General features: G+C 60.6%; 16 protein-coding genes and 2 pseudogenes. 9 read left to right on the forward strand and 9 right to left on the reverse strand.

The genetic code is table 11. The features are described 5' to 3' along the window. The first annotated feature begins 39 nt into the window (after window positions 1-39). Together ggt and LAB08_RS25800 are read left to right on the forward strand one after the other, a co-directional pair. Window positions 40-1,884, forward strand: coding sequence for a gamma-glutamyltransferase (gene ggt / locus LAB08_RS25795; protein ID WP_096509080.1), 1,845 nt, complete (start codon window positions 40-42; stop codon window positions 1,882-1,884). Window positions 1,885-1,918: 34 nt separating this feature from the next. After that, window positions 1,919-2,092, forward strand: a pseudogene (locus LAB08_RS25800) (helix-turn-helix domain-containing protein); the annotation flags it as partial. Window positions 2,093-2,116: 24 nt separating this feature from the next. Here LAB08_RS25800 and LAB08_RS25805 read toward each other — a convergent pair. From LAB08_RS25805 to LAB08_RS25825, 6 genes and pseudogenes are all read right to left on the reverse strand, one after another. Next, the gene (locus LAB08_RS25805; RefSeq protein ID WP_096509079.1) at window positions 2,117-2,545 is read right to left on the reverse strand and encodes a TOBE domain-containing protein; all 429 of its coding nucleotides are present in this window, start codon (window positions 2,543-2,545) and stop codon (window positions 2,117-2,119) included. A gap of 85 nt (window positions 2,546-2,630) precedes the next feature. Further along, window positions 2,631-3,725, reverse strand: a complete 1,095-nt coding sequence (ddlA, locus tag LAB08_RS25810; protein ID WP_096509078.1) for a D-alanine--D-alanine ligase — start codon at window positions 3,723-3,725, stop codon at window positions 2,631-2,633. 47 nt (window positions 3,726-3,772) lie between these two features. Continuing rightward, window positions 3,773-4,372: a flavin reductase family protein gene (locus tag LAB08_RS25815; RefSeq protein WP_096509077.1), complete on the reverse strand. Its 600-nt coding sequence runs from the start codon at window positions 4,370-4,372 to the stop codon at window positions 3,773-3,775. A gap of 160 nt (window positions 4,373-4,532) precedes the next feature. After that, on the reverse strand, window positions 4,533-5,093 hold the full coding sequence (locus LAB08_RS30870) for a methyl-accepting chemotaxis protein (RefSeq protein ID WP_256658571.1): 561 nt from the start codon (window positions 5,091-5,093) through the stop codon (window positions 4,533-4,535). Next, window positions 5,073-5,897, reverse strand: a pseudogene (locus LAB08_RS30875) (PAS domain-containing protein); the annotation flags it as partial. The gene LAB08_RS30870 and the pseudogene LAB08_RS30875, both read right to left, overlap by 21 nt. 80 nt (window positions 5,898-5,977) lie before the next feature. Then, entirely contained in the window at window positions 5,978-7,291 is a 1,314-nt protein-coding gene (locus LAB08_RS25825) for an MFS transporter (RefSeq protein WP_096509075.1), read from the reverse strand. Between the two features lie 200 nt (window positions 7,292-7,491). On the opposite strand from LAB08_RS25825, the gene LAB08_RS25830 reads away from it, so the two are divergent. The 3 genes from LAB08_RS25830 (at window position 7,492) to LAB08_RS25840 (ending at window position 10,839) form a co-directional block, all read left to right on the forward strand. Then, complete coding sequence (locus tag LAB08_RS25830) at window positions 7,492-8,910, forward strand: short-chain fatty acid transporter (protein ID WP_096509074.1); 1,419 nt, start codon at window positions 7,492-7,494, stop codon at window positions 8,908-8,910. A gap of 96 nt (window positions 8,911-9,006) precedes the next feature. After that, complete coding sequence (locus LAB08_RS25835; RefSeq protein ID WP_096509073.1) at window positions 9,007-10,179, forward strand: hypothetical protein; 1,173 nt, start codon at window positions 9,007-9,009, stop codon at window positions 10,177-10,179. A gap of 144 nt (window positions 10,180-10,323) precedes the next feature. Beyond that, on the forward strand, window positions 10,324-10,839 hold the full coding sequence (locus tag LAB08_RS25840) for an SET domain-containing protein-lysine N-methyltransferase (protein WP_096509072.1): 516 nt from the start codon (window positions 10,324-10,326) through the stop codon (window positions 10,837-10,839). A gap of 51 nt (window positions 10,840-10,890) precedes the next feature. Here the strand turns inward: LAB08_RS25840 and can are convergent, their stop codons facing one another. Continuing rightward, window positions 10,891-11,535 (reverse strand): carbonate dehydratase, encoded by a 645-nt coding sequence (gene can, locus LAB08_RS25845; RefSeq protein ID WP_096509071.1) that lies wholly within the window; start codon window positions 11,533-11,535, stop codon window positions 10,891-10,893. Between the two features lie 155 nt (window positions 11,536-11,690). Here can and LAB08_RS25850 point away from each other — a divergent pair, with 155 nt between their 5' ends. Further along, window positions 11,691-12,095 (forward strand): serine kinase/phosphatase, encoded by a 405-nt coding sequence (locus tag LAB08_RS25850; RefSeq protein ID WP_096509070.1) that lies wholly within the window; start codon window positions 11,691-11,693, stop codon window positions 12,093-12,095. Between the two features lie 123 nt (window positions 12,096-12,218). Here LAB08_RS25850 and rimI read toward each other — a convergent pair whose 3' ends face one another. Beyond that, window positions 12,219-12,671 (reverse strand): ribosomal protein S18-alanine N-acetyltransferase, encoded by a 453-nt coding sequence (gene rimI, locus LAB08_RS25855; RefSeq protein ID WP_007978046.1) that lies wholly within the window; start codon window positions 12,669-12,671, stop codon window positions 12,219-12,221. After that, the gene (locus LAB08_RS25860) at window positions 12,664-13,410 is read right to left on the reverse strand and encodes a P-loop NTPase family protein (protein ID WP_096509069.1); all 747 of its coding nucleotides are present in this window, start codon (window positions 13,408-13,410) and stop codon (window positions 12,664-12,666) included. The genes rimI and LAB08_RS25860 overlap by 8 nt, the downstream gene beginning before the upstream one ends. Before the next feature lie 219 nt (window positions 13,411-13,629). Here LAB08_RS25860 and mksB point away from each other — a divergent pair, with 219 nt between their 5' ends. The 3 genes from mksB to mksF are packed head-to-tail and all read left to right on the forward strand — an operon-like array spanning window position 13,630 to window position 18,435. Next, window positions 13,630-14,907 (forward strand): Mks condensin complex protein MksB, encoded by a 1,278-nt coding sequence (gene mksB, locus LAB08_RS25865; RefSeq protein WP_172901563.1) that lies wholly within the window; start codon window positions 13,630-13,632, stop codon window positions 14,905-14,907. Next, window positions 14,897-15,598, forward strand: a complete 702-nt coding sequence (mksE, locus tag LAB08_RS25870) for an Mks condensin complex protein MksE (protein WP_096509067.1) — start codon at window positions 14,897-14,899, stop codon at window positions 15,596-15,598. The genes mksB and mksE overlap by 11 nt, the downstream gene beginning before the upstream one ends. After that, window positions 15,595-18,435 (forward strand): Mks condensin complex protein MksF, encoded by a 2,841-nt coding sequence (gene mksF / locus LAB08_RS25875; protein ID WP_096509066.1) that lies wholly within the window; start codon window positions 15,595-15,597, stop codon window positions 18,433-18,435. The genes mksE and mksF overlap by 4 nt, the downstream gene beginning before the upstream one ends. The last annotated feature ends 181 nt before the right edge of the window (window positions 18,436-18,616 follow it).

An 18,616-nucleotide genomic window follows, 5' to 3' on the forward strand; every position in this document is an offset into this window, starting at 1 on the left:
AGTCCGCTGAACCTTTATCCAACGGACGGAGTGCCCAACGTGTTTTCAGCCTTCCACTTGAGCCGCTTTCGCCTGACAGCGTTGTCGCTGATCGCCACTGCCTTGACGTTGGCTGCCTGCAACGCCCCGCCCTCTTCACCTTCGCAGTCGACGCTGCCGCTCGCACCGGAAAGCGCTTCCGGTTATCGCACCGATCTGCAGACCCGATACGCCACACAACACATGGCGGCTGCCGCCAACCCGCTGGCGGCTGAGGCCGGACGGGAGATGCTGCGTCGCGGCGGCTCGGCCATCGATGCGGCGATTGCGATGCAGGCGGTGCTGACGCTGGTCGAGCCACAATCGTCAGGCATCGGCGGTGGCGCGTTGATCGTGCTCTGGGATGGCAAGTCCGTGCGCACGTACGATGGTCGAGAAACGGCACCGGCGGGTGCCACCGAGCGACTTTTCCTGCAAGCCGACGGGCAACCGATGCCGTTCACCCAGGCGCAGATTGGCGGGCGCTCGGTGGGGACGCCTGGCGTATTGCGCGCCCTTGAGCTGGCCCATCAAAAGCACGGACGCCTGCCTTGGGCGCAACTGTTCGAACCGGCCATCGAACTCGCCTCGCAAGGCTTCGCCATATCACCGCGCCTGTATGGGTTGATCGCCTCGGATTCGTCCTTGCGCACTTCACCCGACATGGCCGCGTACTTCCTGAATGCCGACGGCAGCCCGAAAGCCATTGGCACACGCCTGAAGAACCCGGCACTGGCCGCGGTGTTCCAGCGCATCGCCAAGGAAGGGCCGGATGCCCTGTACAAAGGCGCCATCGCCCAAGAGATCGTGGCCAAGGTTCAGGGCCACGCCAACCCGGGCAGCCTGTCGCTGAACGACCTTGCGGGCTATAGCGCCAAGGAGCGCGCGCCCCTGTGCACTGACTACAAACGCTGGCAGGTTTGCGGCATGCCGCCACCGTCATCGGGAGGGATTGCCGTGGCGCAGATCCTCGGTACCCTGCAGGCCTTGGAGACACGCGACAAACGCTTTGCCCTGGCGCCGATGAAACCGGTCAAGACCAACGCCCCCGCCGGCATCGAACCGTCTCCCGATGCTGTGCACTTGATATCGGAAGCCGAACGCCTGGCCTACGCCGACCGCGCCCAATACGTGGCCGATACGGACTTCGTGCCGGTACCCGTCAAAGGCCTGGTGGATCCGACCTACCTGGCCGGCCGCGCCGCCCTGATCGGAAAGCGCAGCATGGGCACGGCCCAACCGGGTACGCCACCGGGCATTCAGGTGGCTTACGCGACGGATCGTTCACCGCTGCGAATCTCTACCTCGCAAGTGGTGGCTGTCGATGACCAGGGTGGCGCCGTGTCCATGACCACCACCATCGAATCCGCCTTCGGCTCGCACCTGATGGTTCAGGGCTTCCTGCTCAATAACGAGATGACCGACTTCTCGTTCATCCCCGAAGAGAACGGGAAAAAAGTCGCCAATCGCGTCGAGCCGGGCAAGCGCCCACGCTCATCCATGGCCCCAACGCTGATCTTCGACCGCCAGAGCGGTGAATTCGTCGCCAGCGTCGGCTCACCCGGCGGCTCGCAAATCATCGAGTACGTCGCCAAAACCACCGTCGGCCTGCTCGACTGGAACCTGGATGCGCAAACGGCCATCAACCTGCCCAACTTCGGCAGCCGCAACGGCCCGACCGAACTGGAGCGCGGACAGTTCAGCCCCGCACTGATCAAGGCGTTGAAGGACAAGGGGCACAGCGTGAGCGAGATCGACATGACCAGCGGTACCCAGGCAATCGTCCGGGTCAAGGATGCGCAGGGCAAAGCGTCATTGGCCGGAGGCGCGGACCCTCGGCGTGAGGGGGAAGCGTTGGGGGATTGAGTCGTACGCAGGCGTGAGAAAGGGCTTACCGGGAATGGAGCAATCCGGGCTGTCTGCTGCTGATCTTGCGCCGGCTATTGGTCGTACCAATCGAGTCTATGAAGTACTCAATGGCAAACGCGCATTAACCCTGCCGATGATCTGGAAGCTCCATGAGCTATTTGGCATACCGGCGCAGAGCCTGATCAAGCCTATGAAACAGGCCTGATCAGGTGCCCGCTGACTTTTGAAATCAGGCCGGCACACCCAAAATGATGTGCGACGCCTTGATTACCGCCGTCGCACTCACGCCGGGAGCCAGGCCCAGTTCAGCCACGGCATCGCGCGTGACGATCGAGTAGACCTCGGTGCCGCCGTCGAGCTGGATGACGACCTCGGCGTTCACCGCGCCATCGGTGACGTGGGTGACCTTGCCTTCAAGGCAGTTGCGCGCCGACAGGCGTATATCGCTGGAGTCGGTCATCAGCATGACCCAAGGTGCCTTGACCAGCGCGACCGCTTCCTTGCCCACCGCCAGGCCAAGGTTCTTCACGCTTTCCATCGTGACCACCGCCACCAGCTCATTGCCACCGGGCAGTTTCAGGGATATTTCCGCATTGACGGCACCGGACTGCACTTGGCTGATGGTGCCTTTGAAGACGTTGCGGGCGCTGACTTTCATTGGTTTGTAGCCTCTGATGGTTATTTTTGTATACAACCTACAGCATCATTCTGTCCGAACGGGCATGACGCAATGTCGCACCCGCCTATCGACTGATTTTCAGAGCCCGTCGAGCCTGGTGTTTTTCCAAGGCCAGTTCGATCAGCCGCGTGACCAGTTCACTGTAGGTCATTCCGGTGGCTTGCCACAGTTTCGGGTACATGCTGATGCGGGTGAACCCCGGCAGGGAGTTGATTTCGTTGATCAGCACTTCGCCACTGTCGGTCAAAAACACATCGACCCGCGCCAGTCCGGAACACCCCAGCACCTGAAACGCTTCGACCGCCATGGCACGGATGCGCTCGTTGGCCTCGACGCTGATGTTGGCCGGCACCACCACTTCAGCGGCCTTGTCGTCGATGTACTTGCTGTCGTAGGAATAAAACCCGCTGTGCACCACGATCTCACCGCAACCGCTGGCGATGGCGTTTTCATTGCCAAGCACCGCGCATTCGATCTCGCGGCCACTGACGGCGGATTCGACCAGCACTTTTTCATCGAACCCCAGTGCCAGCTCGATCGCCGCCGTGTATTCGGCTTCGTCGGTGACCTTGCTCACCCCTACGGATGAACCCTGGTTTGCCGGTTTGACGAAGAGAGGCAACCCCAATTTCCCCATCACTTCGTCGAATCGGCTGCGTGCCGCGCTGGCGCGGGTCAGGGTTACGAACGGCGTGACCGCCAGCCCCGCATCCCTCAACAAGCGTTTGCTGATGTCCTTGTCCATGCACACTGCCGATCCCAGCACATCGGAACCGACAAACGGCAGATCCGCCATGCGCAGCAGGCCTTGCAGGCAGCCGTCCTCACCGAGGGTGCCGTGGACAATCGGGAAAATGACATCGACATGTCCCAACAGCTCCTGACTGGAGGTTTCCACTAACTGCTGGCTGGCCTTGCCCGGCACGACCGCCAACTCGCGATTGGATTGATTGAGCGCGATGAGGGCCGGATTTTCCTGGTTCAAGAGGAAGTTCGAAGGGTCGTTGAGGTGCCAGTGGCCTTGCTTGTCGATGCCGATCAGCACCGGTTCGAAACGCGAACGATCCAGGGCATCGACGATGTTTTTCGCCGACTGCAGCGACACTTCATGCTCCGCCGAGCGGCCCCCAAAGATAATTCCTACACGCAATTTGCTCATTGCCTGCCCCCAATGTGAATGTGCTTATGGCTCGCGTATTCGCCACCTTACGGCTGCAAGGTCTGGCCGTCCACCGGCTCGCCGATGGTTAAAAAGTGCCCACCCGCCACATGATGCAAGGTGCGCAACGCGTCCTGGCCTTCGAAGTGCCAACGCCCATCACTGAACACGCGCTCGTCGGCCTGGGCGGCAATCACTTCAGCCAGAAACAGGTCGTACTGTTGATGGTTATCGGGCTCCGGCAGCAATCGGCATTCCAGCCAGGCAACGCAGCCATCGAGCATCGGTGCGTCGATCAATTCGGCATCGAAGGTCGGCAGGCCATAGGTCTGGAACTTGTCACGTCCCTGCTCCCGAGTCAGTTCCAGCCCGGACGTCGTACCGACGGTTTGCACGATATCGGCCTGCGCGGCGCAGGGAACGTTGAGCACGAAGGTGCCCGAGGCTTCCAGCAGTTGCCGGGTCCAGGTGGATTTATCCAGCACCACGGCGATTTTCGGCGGTTCGAAATCCAGCGGCATGGCCCAGGCTGCCGCCATGATATTGCGCTCGCCACCATGGGCTGCGCTGACCAGCACGGTCGGCCCGTGATTGAGCAAACGATAAGCCTTTGGCAACGGGACCGGACGGCGGTGGGAAACGCTCATGGATGTCTGCTCCTGGGGAAAGGAGCCGATTGTAGCGGGTCCTTCTACCTGTAGGAGCGATGCTTGCTCGCGATGGGCGTTTGGACTACGCGGGCACCCAGGCAGCTCGCGTTATCGTTGAAGACCATCGCGAGCGAGCTCGCTCTTACAGGGGAGCGCCTCAGGTCGACAACTGATTGGCGAATTGTCCTACGGCGTTCACCACCTTCTGGGCTCCGTCCTGGATCTCGACGATGACCGTGCCTGCCTCCGCCGCGAGCGCCAGGCCCTGTTCCGCCTGGAGCTTGCCGTCGGTCATCAGGGCCACGGCATTGCGGGCCATGTCCTGGTTTTGACGCACCACCAGCACGATCTCATCGGTAGCCTGGCTGGTGCGCGAGGCCAGTTGCCGGACCTCGTCCGCCACCACGGCAAAACCTCTTCCCTGCTCGCCGGCGCGGGCCGCTTCGATGGCGGCATTGAGCGCCAGCAGGTTGGTTTGCTCGGCAATGCCGCTGATGGTTTTGACAATGGTGCCGATCACCAGCGACTGCTCGTTCAGGGCTTCGATGCCATCCCCGGCGGTTTGCATGTGCTTGGCCAGATTTCGCATTACATCCACCGCCTGCGTCACCACGGCATTGCCACGCTGGGCACTTTGGTCGGTTTGCTGGGAAGTGCCGTAGGCGATATTCGCCGCTTCGGCAACGGCTTGTTCCTGATTGACCTGATCGGTGATCACCGTGGCGAACTTCACCACTTTGTAGAGTTTGTTGTTGGCATCAAGTACCGGGTTGTAGGAAGCCTCCAGCCAAACCGTACGACCATGGCTATCGATACGTTTGAAACGGTCAGCCACGTACTCACCCGCGTTCAGACGGCGCCAGAAATTCTGGTACTCGGCACTGTTGGCCTCTTCCGGCAGGCAGAAGGTGCGGTGATGCTTGCCCTTGATCTGCGCCAGGCTGTAACCCATGCCGGAGAGAAAACGATCATTGGCGGTCAGTACGATGCCATTGAGGTCGAACTCGATCACTGCGGTCGAGCGCACCAGGGCACCGATCAGGTTTTCATGTTCGCGGGAGGCTTCGATGGTACGGGTCAGGTCGCTGGAGAAAATCGAGAATTGCTTGATCCGGCCGTCTGCCGAGCGCACGGGCTGCAAGATCGAGCGCAACCACGCCTCCTGACCCGTGCCCCGCAGCAGGCGTAAAGCACCCGCAAAGTGCTCACCACGGTTCATTGCAGTTTTGAAACGCAGCTGGAATTCGTCCGTTTTTACGTGATCCGGGAAGATGTCTTCGATGTGCCGTCCGATCAGCTCGTTGCTCTTGTAGTGCATCTCGCTGAGAAAGTTCTGATTGACCGATTGAACCCGCCCATCAGCATCAAGGGTCAGCACGAGCATCTCGCTTTCCAGACTTTCCTTCACTTGCTGAAGGCTGGAGAGTTCTTCGCGAAGAGCCGACAGCTCCTGCTTCAAGCGTTTATTGAACATGGGGTGCACCGATGGACTGGGATAGAAAGCGATATGCAGCCTAACCATCGGCCCTTTGAGCCTTTTCTGAAGAGCGTTTCAGCTTTGTCCTACAAAAATAATTGCGACGCGCCAGCAGCCCCTTCTGCTTACATCGCGCCAGCAGCCGAGCAGTTGGCCATTCTCGGCATCCGCGCGCCGAAATACGCCCCGCTGGCTACACCCACCGCGCCCATCACCGCGCAGAACATCACGCAGATCCAGGGGCTCCAGGGCATCAGACCGATCAACAGCAACGGTGTGATACTCGCCCACGCGGCGTAGGCAATGTTGTAGGTAAACGAAATGCCCGAAACTCGAATCCGTGCCGGGAACAAACTGACCATCACCGACGGCACCGCACCGACCACACCACAGGCGAGGCCGGCCACGGAATAGGCCAGGCCGATCCAGTTACCGCCACCGATCAGGCAGGCATAGAGCACGCCAATTCCCAGCGGCAGCAACAGGCTGTACAGCATGACAGTGCGCCAGGCGCCGATGCGGTCGACCAGCAATCCGGCGAGTACGCAGCCAATGTTCAGAAAAACGATACCCAGCGCACTCAAGGCGAACGTGTGGCTGGCGGTCATGCCGAAGGTTTTCTGCATCATGGTCGGCGTGATGACCACGAATACCACCACCGCCGAGGTCAGCACGCAGGTCAAAATCATCGCCGGTAGCATGGCCAGCCGGTGTTCACGCAGGACCGCCCGCAGCGGCAACTCGACCGCCTCCTCGCGTCGGGCCTGCATGGCCATGAACACCGGGGTTTCGCTGAGCCAGCGACGCAACCAGACGCCAATCACACCGAACACACCGCCCAGCAGGAACGGGTATCGCCAGGCGTAATCGAGGATTTCCGCCGGGGTAAAGGCCTGGGCGAGAAACGTTGCCGTCAAGGCGCCGAGCAGGTAGCCAAAGGTCAATCCCGCCTGCAAAAAGCCCAGGGCGTAACCGCGATGCCCCACCGGCGCATGCTCGGCAACGAATACCCAGGCGCTCGGTACCTCGCCGCCTACCGCCGCGCCCTGCAGGACGCGTAGCAGCAACAGCAGCAGCGGTGCGAAATAGCCAATCTGGGCGTAAGTCGGCATGATCCCGATCAGCAGACACGGCAGCGCCATCATCAGGATGCTCAGGCTGAAGACTCTCTTGCGCCCCAACCTGTCAGCGAAATGCGCCATCAGGATCCCGCCAAGCGGTCGCGCCAGGTAACCGGTGACGAAGATGCCGAAGCTTTGCAACAATCGAAGCCATTCGGGCATTTCCGGCGGGAAGAACAGCTGGCTCAAGGTCAGCGCAAAAAATACGAAAATGATGAAATCGTAGATTTCCAGCGCCCCGCCGAGGGCCGCGAGCCCGAGGGTCTTGTAGTCCGAGCGGCTGAACGGCGCCGGGCGCGAATCGATATCGACAGTCATGAAAAGAACTCTGGCACAGGCAAAAACCAAGGCGCCCATGGTCTACGCAAACGCGCCTGCGGACAACCCGTTAGACCAAAGTCCCATAGCCACAAAACAGCCCCGCAAAAAACCTCCGCTTGATTTACTGTTAACGCCTGTCCAGACGGGCCTCTGCCGCCCCGAAGACCACAACAAACATAAAAATCCGAGGTACTCCCGTGGCCGCTGATATCGAAGATAGCCGCTCCGCCCGCTTTGCCCTGCGCTGTTCAAGCTTTGCCGAACGCTGGTTCCCCGACTCCTGGGTGTTTGCCGCCCTGGCGGTGATTATCGTCGCCGTGGCTACCATGGTCATGGGCGCCAAACCCACCGATGCCGCCATGGCGTTTGGTGATGGTTTCTGGAGCCTTATCCCGTTCACCATGCAGATGGCTTTCGTGGTGATTGGCGGTTATGTGGTCGCCAGCTCGCCACCGGCGGTGAAGCTGATCGATCGCTTGGCGAAACTGCCGAAAAACGGCCGCTCTGCCGTGGCCTGGGTCGCCTTGATTTCCATGGTCGCGTCGCTGCTGAACTGGGGCTTGTCGTTGGTTTTCGGCGGTTTGCTGGTCCGCGCCCTCGCCCGCCGTACCGATCTGAAGATGGATTACCGCGCCGCAGGCGCAGCGGCTTACCTTGGGCTGGGGGCGGTGTGGGCGTTGGGCCTGTCGTCGTCGGCGGCACAACTGCAGGCCAACCCGGCGAGCCTGCCACCGTCGATTCTGTCGATCACCGGGGTAATTCCGTTCACCCAGACGATCTTTCTCTGGCAGTCCGGTGCGATGTTGCTGGCATTGATCGTTATCTCACTGATCATTGCTTACGCCACCGCCCCGGGCCCGAATTCGGCTCGTGACGCCAAGGCTTGCGGCGTCGACCCGAGTTTCAACCTGCCGCCCCTGCAACCGCGCACCCGTCCCGGCGAATGGCTGGAGCACAGCCCGCTACTGATCATCCTGTTGGTGCTGCTGGCCGCCGGATGGCTGCTCCATGAGTTCTCGACCAAACCGGCGATCAGCGCGATTTCCGGCCTGAACACCTACAACTTCCTGTTCATCATGCTCGGAGCTTTGCTGCACTGGCGTCCGCGCAGCTTCCTCGATGCCGTGGCCCGTGCAGTACCGACTACCACTGGCGTGCTGATCCAGTTCCCGCTGTATGGCTCGATCGCGGCGTTGATGACCACGGTAAAAGGCGCCGATGCCCAGACCCTGGCCCACCACATCTCGACCTTTTTCGTCAGCATCGCCTCCCACGACACCTATGCACTGTTGATGGGCGTGTACTCGGCGATTCTCGGCTTCTTCATTCCGTCCGGCGGCGGCAAGTGGATCATCGAAGCACCGTACGTGATGCAAGTGGCCAACGACCTGAAATATCACCTGGGTTGGGCCGTGCAGATCTATAACGCCGCCGAAGCCTTGCCCAACCTGATCAACCCGTTCTACATGCTGCCGCTGCTGGGCGTGCTGGGGCTGAAGGCGCGGGACCTGATCGGATTTTCGTTCGTGCAACTGCTGGTGCATACCCCAGTGGTGCTGTTCCTGCTGTGGGCACTGGGGACGACGCTCGCCTATACGGCACCGGTGATGCCGTAGAAGCAAAAGGGGCCGATATTTTTATCGGCCCCACTCGTTGTCTGGTCATGTCTGCTTCAATAGGTATTGGACCTACACGCTGAAAAGGACCTGAGCATGCTCAAACTTGCTGGACTTGCCCTCGCGGCCCTTACCCTGAGTGCCACTGCCCATGCGGACGTCAGCCTGGTGCTGGGCAGCCCTGAACGCCTCACCCGCCTGTTTTCCTATCCGAACAACTGCAACGTGATTTGCTTTCGCAACTGGACGCTGGAGCAAACCGTCGAACATTACCTGACCCAAAGCGTGCAGCGCGACGGCTACAGCGACGCGAAGGTGCTGGTCAAAACCGATAACGGTCAGCTCTTCACGAAAATTAGCGGGGTGCCCAACGGTTATGAAAAGCCGTTGGTCGCGCTGCTCGATGCGGGCGATCTGGCCTACAACGGCGCCAGCAAACTGAATGCCGATGGCAAATGGGCCTTTAGCTGGTACCTGTTCCTGCCGCTGGGCATGGCGCTGGAGAACCGTAAAAGCGTCGAGCTGCTGCACTTCCCGCCAGACTATTCGTTGACCCAAGCCCAGGATTACCTGAGGTCCGCCACGACCGATCGCTGGGCCTCGCTGCTGACCATCAACGGCATCCCGGCCGAGCAGACGCCGGGCTACCAGACGATCATCGATATCGCCCCGATTGCCGCCCCGTCCAACGCCGGCAAGGACCTGGAGGGTGTCTACGACTACTTCAAGGATTACCAGACGGCGATGGTCAAGGAAATCAGCCAGAGCGCCAGTGGCGCGGCGCTACCGATGGTCGCTTTCGGTGCACCGGTGCGTGACTGGGTCAAACGGCAATACGGGCCGACCGTGAATGTGTTGAGCCTGGTCAACATCAGCCCTGATGCCGGGGTAAAAGTGCCAGTGCTGGGTTCCAACCATCCGAGCTACATCTGGTACGCCGCCGATCCGGCCAACTATTCCGGCAACGATGCAAAAGCCAAGGCCGATTCTGCGGGCCTGAAAGTCATGGGTCAGGACTTGAGTGTCGCCTGCTGGCAGGCCGCCATGGGCCGTCAACCGGACAGCAATCCCGACATTGAGCTGAAGACTTGCACGCAAACCTGGCAAGTTGCCCAGAAAGAGAAAACCTGCGAGCTGTTCTACACCTCGATCCGCAACCTGACGCCCGCACAGGCCACGGGCAAATGCGCGTCAGCGGCGATCGCGCCCCAGCTCAAACAACTGAAGGCGCCAGCACCTGCCACCGCGACCCCGGCGCCACCGCTATAAAACGATGAACGGGTGTCGCACTGTCAAATATGACAGTAGACCACCCGTTCCATCTGCGAGAGGCTTGTACTGCCCCCATGTGCTGCAGCGCTGACAGGATCGTCAGCCGATGGACGTCGCAGCACCCAGCCGACAGGGATCGTTATGAAAGCCAATGCATGGCGCAAGCCGCTTGCTGCACCACCTGCGGGTGTTTATCCCTTTGCCCGATTGTCTCTTCAGCACGGATTTCCCTCCCTCGCCGACTTCGAGATCCTCACGAACAACGAGGGCACGCCGGTCGCTGTCATAGCGCGACGGGAGTTTCCCCGAATCAGCCGAATCTGTCGGGTTTCAGGGCATTTGCTGACTTATCGCTGCCGACATACCCGGCAACTTGCGCCCGGCGTACATGCCTACGATCCGAATTTCTGCGGATTGCTGTGGCATTCCTGCGACCCCAATATCTACCTCGATTTCAGCGATCTGTGTTTATGGGCGCTGAAGGACATTCAGAAAGGCGACCGGCTGACAATGGATTACACCGTCAGCGAAGACAAACTGCTGCGTCAGTTCGCGTGTCGCTGTGGCTCACACAACTGTCGGGGCTGGATCACCGGCCACGATGAACCGCCGAACGCCGACGGCCAGCGTTTTCTACAACACTGGCGTCGGCCGTAGGAGCGAAGCTTGCGGCGAAGGCGGACTCAGCACGCTCAGCGCCTACAAGCTTTACAACGGCTCGAACGGACGCAAACGGTACTGCGGCGGCAATTGTTCGAAGCCGCTGATGGTGGTGTTCAAGCTTTTCCAGCGACCGTCCTTGATGCCGTAGATGCAGCCATGAATCGACAGGCTCTGCCCGCGATGCCAGGCGTTTTGCACGATGCTGGTGTGGCCGACGTTAGCCACTTGCTGGATCACGTTGAGTTCGCAAAGGCGGTCGACCCGCTCTTCTTCTGTGGCCAACAGGGCGAGCTCTTCGCGTTTTTCGTAATAAAGATCGCGAATCGACCGCAGCCAGCCATCGATCAGGCCGAACTGGCGATCCTGCATCGAGGCGCGCACACCGCCGCAGCCATAGTGGCCGGTGACGAGGATATGTTTGACCTTGAGCACGTCGACCGCGTACTGAATCACTGACAGGCAGTTGAGGTCAGTGTGCAGCACCACGTTGGCCACGTTGCGGTGTACGAACAGGTCGCCCGGCAACATGCCGACGATTTCGTTGGCCGGCACCCGCGCATCGGAACAGCCGATCCACAAGTACTCCGGCGTCTGTTGGCGCGCCAGCTTGGCGAAGAAGTCCGGATCTTCCTTGGTGATCGCGTCAGCCCAACGTTCGTTGTTATCAATCAGGTCTTGTAAGTCGTGCATGCTGGGAAGCCTCAAGAATGATTCGCTGCTTTGACAGACAACCGCCCGTCGGGGTCACCAAAGGATCGCAGGTGTTTTCGTTGGAATTCTCGTGTGCCCGGTGGGTCCACTGTAGTAAGGCCTACAGTATGAGGCCTACAGCATGAGGAATGGCCATGACTGATTCACGACGCCCATACGATGCGGTGCAACCGGAGCCCATCGATGATAACGAAGACCGCATGGGTTCGGTGCATGAGCTGGATTTCGACGACGAACTGCCCGGCGCAAAAATCGGCGATGAGCTGCCCAAGCGTGAACGCAAACAATTGATGCCGCGTGAGCGTGTTCGTAAAGCGGGCATGACCGGTGGCTCAACGGCTGACCATGAATCCACTGACGACGATATGAGCCCTGAAACCCTGATCCGTGAGGATGGTGCACGGGATGCCCATGAAGCCGGTGGGGACAGTCGGGCTGATTGGGACTTGAGCATTGTCGATGAAGAGGATATCGGAGGCGGCAAGGGGCTGGATGAAGCGGAACTGGCGCAGCGCGATCCGCTCGACAAAAAACGTTAATCTTCAGAGCTTGACCGATTGCCTTCGCGAGCAAGCCCGCTCCCACAAAGGCTTGGGTTGCTCACCGTATTTGTGTACTCATCACAATCCCTGTGGGAGAGCCTGCTCGCGCAGCTTTCAAGCTCAGTCGACCAAGGTGCAGGCCATGACCACCGCATCTTCGCGCCCACCCACCGCCGGGTAGTAATCCCGTCGCCGGCCGATCTCATTAAAGCCATAGCGCTCATACAGCTTGAACGCTGCGGTATTGCTGTCGCGCACTTCCAGGAAACACTCCCGGGCATCGGCCTTATAGGCAATCGACATCAAATGCTCCAACAACGTCAGACCCAGGCCACGGCCCTGATTTTCCGGTTTCACGGTGATGTTCAGCAGATGTGCTTCATCGAGAATAATCTGAACCACGCCGTGGCCAACCTGCTGCTGACCTTCAAACATCAACCAGATCTGGTACTTGCCCAGGCCATCGAGAAAAATTCCGCGGGTCCAGGGATGGCTATAGGCGGCGTATTCGATTTTCAGTACGGTTTCCAGGTCCGCCTCGGTCATCGGGCGGAACGATACAGCGTCACTCATTCGATTCTTTCCAGCGCGCCATCAGCCGACGCATGGCTTGCCAGACATCAGCTTTACGCTGTGGCTCTTCCATTAATAATTCCAGGCCCGGCAAGGCCCAGACCGAACCCAGGCCTTCGACCTGGAGTTCGCGATTAAACGATTCGGCATTCGCCTCACCGGCAAAACGCACCGCCGGCAGGCCGATCAGCCACAGGCAGACGCACGGCGCATCCTCCAGCCGGGCCGAGAGAAATCCCTGCACGAAGTCGCGGGCGGCTTCCGGACCTTGATCCATGGTGCCTCGGACCAGCAGCGGCCAGCGCACCGGCTCGCCGACAATCTGCGGGCTGTCCGGCAGACCGGCGGCGCGCAACATGTCCTTGAGCAGTAAATAAGCGGGGTCGCGGGTCTGGAAAGCTTCGCCTGTGGGTAACTCCACCAGCACCAGGCAACGCCCGGCGCGCAGCAATTGCAGGGCAAAACGCGGGGGTGGCACCGGTGCGACCCTGGCGACGACCGGTGCTTCTTCGGCCTCATCCGCAGGTTTGGCGCCGGTGCGGGTGCTTGCCAGCGATGGCCGCGGCACTTCGACCTTCACACGCTCGGCCGGTTTGGCCACCGGTTGTACGGGCGCATCGACTACTGCCGCCGGCGCTATCGGGGTGGCGACCAATGGCTCAGTCGGCTCCAGCAGCTCGGGCCGCGACGGCGCAGCAAAGGGCAATTCGGTGCGCGGCAGCCAGTTGACTACCTGCATGGCGCTCAGATAGGCGCGGCGACGGGACTCGATAAGCAAAGGTCAGCCACTTGTGGATAACTAAAGTGCGGAGATTCTACCGCCCTTCGCTCAAGATCGCCCGCAGTTGATCGATAGACTTGACCTGAATAAAAGCGACAGCCCGTCCCGAGAGTGAATCGCATCCTGCGTGATGCAGTACAATCGCGGCTTTTAATCGCCAACCAGCCGGCCATTCCGATGATCGAACCCAAGCGCGTCTTGCGCGCCCTCGCTGAACACTGGGCACTTCTGGAGCCTCTGTGCGAGCACTTCGACCAAGGCACCCTGAGCCTCAACGAATTGCGTTCACAGTTGGCCGCCCAGCAACTGGACAGTACGCCACAGGACATCACCAGCCTGCTGGACGTGTGGATTCGCCTCGACATTCTGGTTCCCGTGGCGAAAAGCCCGAACCGTTTCGAGCTCAATGCGCAGATTCACGACTTCCTCGCCTATCTGCGCCGTGAACACCGCTTGGGCCTGTGCCTGGAAATCGAAGCCTACCTGCGCCATCTCGAGCGCCTGGCCGGTTACATCCAGGACGCCTTCGACATCCGCGACGGCAACGATCTGGCCCGCCAGTTGCGCCTGCTGGACATGCGCGTACGTGACGTACTGAAAAAACTCGACAATGACGAACAGGCGCTGGTGGCCGTGGCCGAACGGGCCAAGACCAGCGACCGGCAGATCCCCTTGCGCCAGCGTTACGCTGAAGTGTTGGCGACCTGGGATGAATACGTCGAACCGATGATTGACCTGGTCAACGCCGACGGCGCCTTCGAGCAAGGCGTGCGCAAGGTCGAAACGGTTCTGCTGAAGATGCTCAGCGAACAACAGCGCCTCGGCCATCTGGTCGACGACGACATGCTGTTGCGCACCCACGCGCGCATCCTTGAAATGCAGACCAGCGCCCAACTGACCCTGCGTCACGCCCGCGAACTGCTGCTGCCGCTGCGTGAAGAAGCGCGCCGCCACAATGCGGTGACCCGTGGTGCGGCGCTGGCGCTGTCGATGATTCGTCGCAAGGGCATCGATGCCGTGCCACAAGCGGCCATGCCCATGTTCACCCGGCCGCAAAGCACCTTTCTTGGCAGCGCCAGTCAGGTCGAGGCCTACGTTTACGCCCTGGCCCGTTTCGAACCGAAACCGGCGCGTTTCCCCAAGGCCCACAAGACCCAGAAAGGCGAAGCCCCGCGCGCGCCACGCACGGTTCGGGAGATGCTCGACCGTTGCGAAAACGCCCTGCCGATGCCAGACCTGATGACCTGGCTGCTGGAGCAGGAGCCGGACGGCGCCACCGACGAATTGCTGTACTGGTTCTCGCGCCTGTCCCGGGAAAAACGCTTCAAGCGCGAGCGCCTGGAACGTCGCGACTACTTCACACACGAGCACCAGGTCAGCCTGCGCTCCTTCGCCCTGCTCTCGGCCGGTCCTGACACCACCGAGAATTCTGCGAGCACACCACATGCATCTTGATCTATCCGAACTGTCCCAGCTGGCGCCGATCTTTCGCGAGCTTTTCAAGGGTTACCACGTCAGCCGCCGTGATCCGGAGCTGTACGCACAGTTGTCGAACTTTCAGGACCAATACCGCACGTTGTTCAAAGCCTTGGGCTTTGAACTGGTATGCGACACCCGTGGTTTCTACTACTTCGTGCCGGACCTCGCCGCCGCCGCGGTGAACAAGACCGCCCAGCGCCTGGCGCTGTTCACTTTCATCCTGGTCGAGCACCTGGCTGACCAGGGTCGCGACCCGATCTCCGTGCTCGACGGCGGCAGCCTCGGCCGCGATGAGTTGCCGTCATTGCTGGAAAAGTACCGCGACCTGTTTATCCAGGCTGAAGTGCAGACCCAGGATGAGCTGGAAGAAAAGATCATGCGCCGCATGACCCAGCTCGGTTTTGCCAGCGAGGAAAACGGTGTCTACCGCTTCCTGCCGCCGATGCACCGCTTCCTCGATGTCTGCCTGTCGGTTCAGCAGGACCGTGACCTCGCCGCCAGCCTGCACAGCGTATTGCCGCTGCCGGCGCCCGTGCTCATCGACGAGGACAGCGACGAAAAACTGCTGGAGACCGACGACCCGCTGGATCTCAGTGAATTTGAAGGTGAAAGCGAAGAAGACGCCCTGGCCCGTGCCATTGCCGAAGAACAGGAGCTCGACGCATGAGCAAGGAACGCTACGGCATCCGCCGCTTTGCCCTATTGAACACCGCCGGCTACAGCCTCGGCCTGTTTCCGCTGGAAGAGCCGCTGTCGGTCTACGGCGCAAACAACCTCGGTAAATCCGCGTCGATCAACGCGCTGCAATTCCCGATCCTGGCGCGCATGTCGGACATGAGTTTCGGCAAGTACAGCCTGGAACAATCCCGGCGTTTCTACTTCGCCTCGGACACCAGCTACATCCTGGTAGAGGTCTCGCTGCCCCACGGTCCGCACGTGATCGGCGTGGTCGGTCGCGGCCCCGGCGGCGGCTTCGGTCACCAGTTCTTTGCCTACGCCGGCAAACTGGACCTGGCCCATTACCAGAAAAACGACACCTGCCTGCGCCAGAAAGAGTTGTTCACCAACCTCGAACGCGAAGGCCTGAAAGCCTATGAACTGAAGCCGGACGAACTGCGCCGTCTGCTGGTCGGTGGTCACACCTCGATTCCGCTGGATTTGACGCTGATCCCGCTGCGCTCCACCAGCGAACAGAGCCTGAAGACCTTCCGGGCGTTGTTCATCAACCTGCTGCACATGCGCGAGATCACCGCAGCCAAACTCAAGCAGTTGTTCCTCGATGCCTTTGAGCACAGCCTGCGCTCCGGTAGCGTCGATTACATCGCCGCGTGCGAAGAAGCCTTCCGTGACGTACGACGCATGGAGCAGGACTACAACTCGCTGGTCGCTGCCGGCCCGTTGGTCGAAGCACTGGCCAACGGCGTGAAGCAGCGTGACGTGCTGCGCGGCAAGCTGCATCGCCTGTCGCCGCTGCTCGACTCGTTGCTCGGCACTTGGTCGGACTACGCCAGTGCACGCAAGGAAGAGCTGACCATTCAGGCCGAACACTACCGTCGCGAGCAGGACGACCTGCAAAACAACCAGCGTGGCGGCACCCAGGAACTGATGCGCCTGGAGCGGGAAATCACCGGCATTCAGCGCTGGCTCGGCGAGTTGTCGGTGCTCAAGCATCGTTTCGCCCTGGTCGATGACGTCAAGGTGCTGGAGCAACAACTGCTTGCCGCCAAGGACGCCCACGATGAACTGGCCGGCGCACTGGCCCAGTCGCGCCAGTTCAGCGCAGAAGACCTCGAAGAGCGCCTGCGGGACTTGGAAAAACGCCTGAAGTCGGTCAAGCAGCAACTCGATCACGCCGACAACAACAGCTATGCCCGATTGCGCGAAGAGTTCTCGCAGCAAGACGTCGAGCGCCTGATGCGCCTGTTCAACAGCGCCCTGTTCAGCCTGCCCCTGGGCGAACACGGTATTGCGCTGGACGACAACGGCGACTGGGTCAAATCCGTGGAGCTGATTCTCGACGGCTTCAAGGGCGAGCGCTTCGAAGTGCCGGGCCTGTCCATCGACCTCTCGCACATTGAGCCACCGGCCCTGCAAGCCCTGGCTGATCGTGCGGCATTGCGTGACCAGAAAGAGCGCCTGGACAAAGAACTCAAGCAACTGAAAACCCAACAGGCCGTGGCCGCCGACCGTGCCGCGAGCAAGACCCAGACAGAAGCCCTCTACCAGCAGGTGCTGGATGCTCAAAAGGCGCTGGAAGATTTCCGTCGCACACAAACATTGAGCGCCGAGGAAGGCGACAAGCTGGAACAGCTGGCGCAGATGGAAGCCGCACAGGAAGAGTTGAAGCGCTCCAGCGATGCGTTCACCGAGCGCGTCCAGCAACTGTCGGCCAAGCTGCAACTGGTTGGCCGGCAGATCGCGGACATGGAAGCCAAGCAGCGTACCCTCGATGACGCCCTGCGCCGCCGTCAACTGCTGCCGGCGGACCTGCCGTTCGGCACGCCGTTCATGGACCCGGTCGACGATTCCATGGACAACCTGCTGCCGCTGCTCAACGACTATCAGGACAGCTGGCAAGGCCTGCTGCGTGCCGACGGCCAGATCGAAGCGCTGTACGCTCAGGTGCGCCTTAAGGGCGTGGCCAAGTTCGACAGCGAAGACGATATGGAGCGTCGCCTGCAACTGTTGATCAACGCTTACGCACACCGCACCGATGAAGCCCTGACCCTGGGCAAGGCCCGTCGCGCGGCTGTGACCGACATCGCCCGGACCCTGCGCAACATCCGCAGCGACTACGACAGCCTCGAACACCAACTGGCGCTGTTCAACCGCGAGATCAACAAGCGTCAGGTGTCCAACCTGCAGAGTTTCCGCATCGTCCTTGCACCGAACAAGGAAGCGCTCAAGCATATCGACCAGATCATCCACAGCGCCGGCCAGTACGAAGAAGGCGAGACGCTGTCGGTGTTCGACCTGAGTCAGAGCGCGGAGCAGGACAACAAGAACGAAGAGGCCAAGGAATACCTGGCGCGACTGGTGGCCGCCAACCACAACCAGCTCGGCCTCAAAGACTTGTTCGAACTGGCGTTCGAGATCACCAAGGTCAACGGTCAGCCGGTGATCCATACCGACATCGATGGCGCGGCGTCCAACGGCACCACCATGACCATCAAGGCACTGACCAACATGTACTTGTTGCTGCACTTGATGGATCGCGACCTGGCCGGGCGTGTGCGCTTGCCGTACTACCTCGACGAGGCGGCGGACATCGACGAGAAGAACCAGGCAGCCCTTCTGGAAACCAGCCTGCAACTGGGCTTCGTGCCGATCCTGGCCAGTGTGAAGCCGCAAGTCTGCGCCAGTGTCGCCATCGACCTGGAAGGCGGCAGCGGCCCGGCCGGCATCTACATCGACGAAGCAGACTGGAAGTACATTCGTCGTCACGACCAGGTGAAAGCGACGGTCAATGTCGAAGCGGACGAACCGGAGCTGGATGCGGTTTGATTGGCTTTAGTTGATGGCAACAAAAAGGCCGCGATCCAATAGGGATCGCGGCCTTTTTTGTGGGCATTCTTTCAGGGGTGCGGTGAACTTCAGGGGCTCTTCGCAGGCAAGCCAGCTCCCACAGGGTTCCAGGTTGATCACAAGACTGTGATTCACCCAGATCACTGTGGGAGCTGGCTTG

It is taken from the genome of Pseudomonas izuensis (assembly GCF_002356535.2).
GTDB lineage: Bacteria > Pseudomonadota > Gammaproteobacteria > Pseudomonadales > Pseudomonadaceae > Aquipseudomonas > Aquipseudomonas izuensis.

Excerpts from the sequence above, each read along its gene's own strand:
- LAB08_RS25805 (WP_096509079.1), bottom strand. The coding sequence starts at position 2,545 with ATGAAAGTCAGCGCCCGCAACGTCTTCAAAGGCACCATCAGCCAAGTG.
- ddlA (WP_096509078.1), bottom strand. The coding sequence starts at position 3,725 with ATGAGCAAATTGCGTGTAGGAATTATCTTTGGGGGCCGCTCGGCGGAG.
- LAB08_RS25815 (WP_096509077.1), bottom strand. The coding sequence starts at position 4,372 with ATGAGCGTTTCCCACCGCCGTCCGGTCCCGTTGCCAAAGGCTTATCGT.
- LAB08_RS25825 (WP_096509075.1), bottom strand. The coding sequence starts at position 7,291 with ATGACTGTCGATATCGATTCGCGCCCGGCGCCGTTCAGCCGCTCGGAC.
- LAB08_RS25835 (WP_096509073.1), top strand. The coding sequence starts at position 9,007 with ATGCTCAAACTTGCTGGACTTGCCCTCGCGGCCCTTACCCTGAGTGCC.
- LAB08_RS25840 (WP_096509072.1), top strand. The coding sequence starts at position 10,324 with ATGAAAGCCAATGCATGGCGCAAGCCGCTTGCTGCACCACCTGCGGGT.
- can (WP_096509071.1), bottom strand. The coding sequence starts at position 11,535 with ATGCACGACTTACAAGACCTGATTGATAACAACGAACGTTGGGCTGAC.
- LAB08_RS25850 (WP_096509070.1), top strand. The coding sequence starts at position 11,691 with ATGACTGATTCACGACGCCCATACGATGCGGTGCAACCGGAGCCCATC.
- rimI (WP_007978046.1), bottom strand. The coding sequence starts at position 12,671 with ATGAGTGACGCTGTATCGTTCCGCCCGATGACCGAGGCGGACCTGGAA.
- LAB08_RS25860 (WP_096509069.1), bottom strand. The coding sequence starts at position 13,410 with ATGCAGGTAGTCAACTGGCTGCCGCGCACCGAATTGCCCTTTGCTGCG.
- mksB (WP_172901563.1), top strand. The coding sequence starts at position 13,630 with ATGATCGAACCCAAGCGCGTCTTGCGCGCCCTCGCTGAACACTGGGCA.
- mksE (WP_096509067.1), top strand. The coding sequence starts at position 14,897 with ATGCATCTTGATCTATCCGAACTGTCCCAGCTGGCGCCGATCTTTCGC.
- mksF (WP_096509066.1), top strand. The coding sequence starts at position 15,595 with ATGAGCAAGGAACGCTACGGCATCCGCCGCTTTGCCCTATTGAACACC.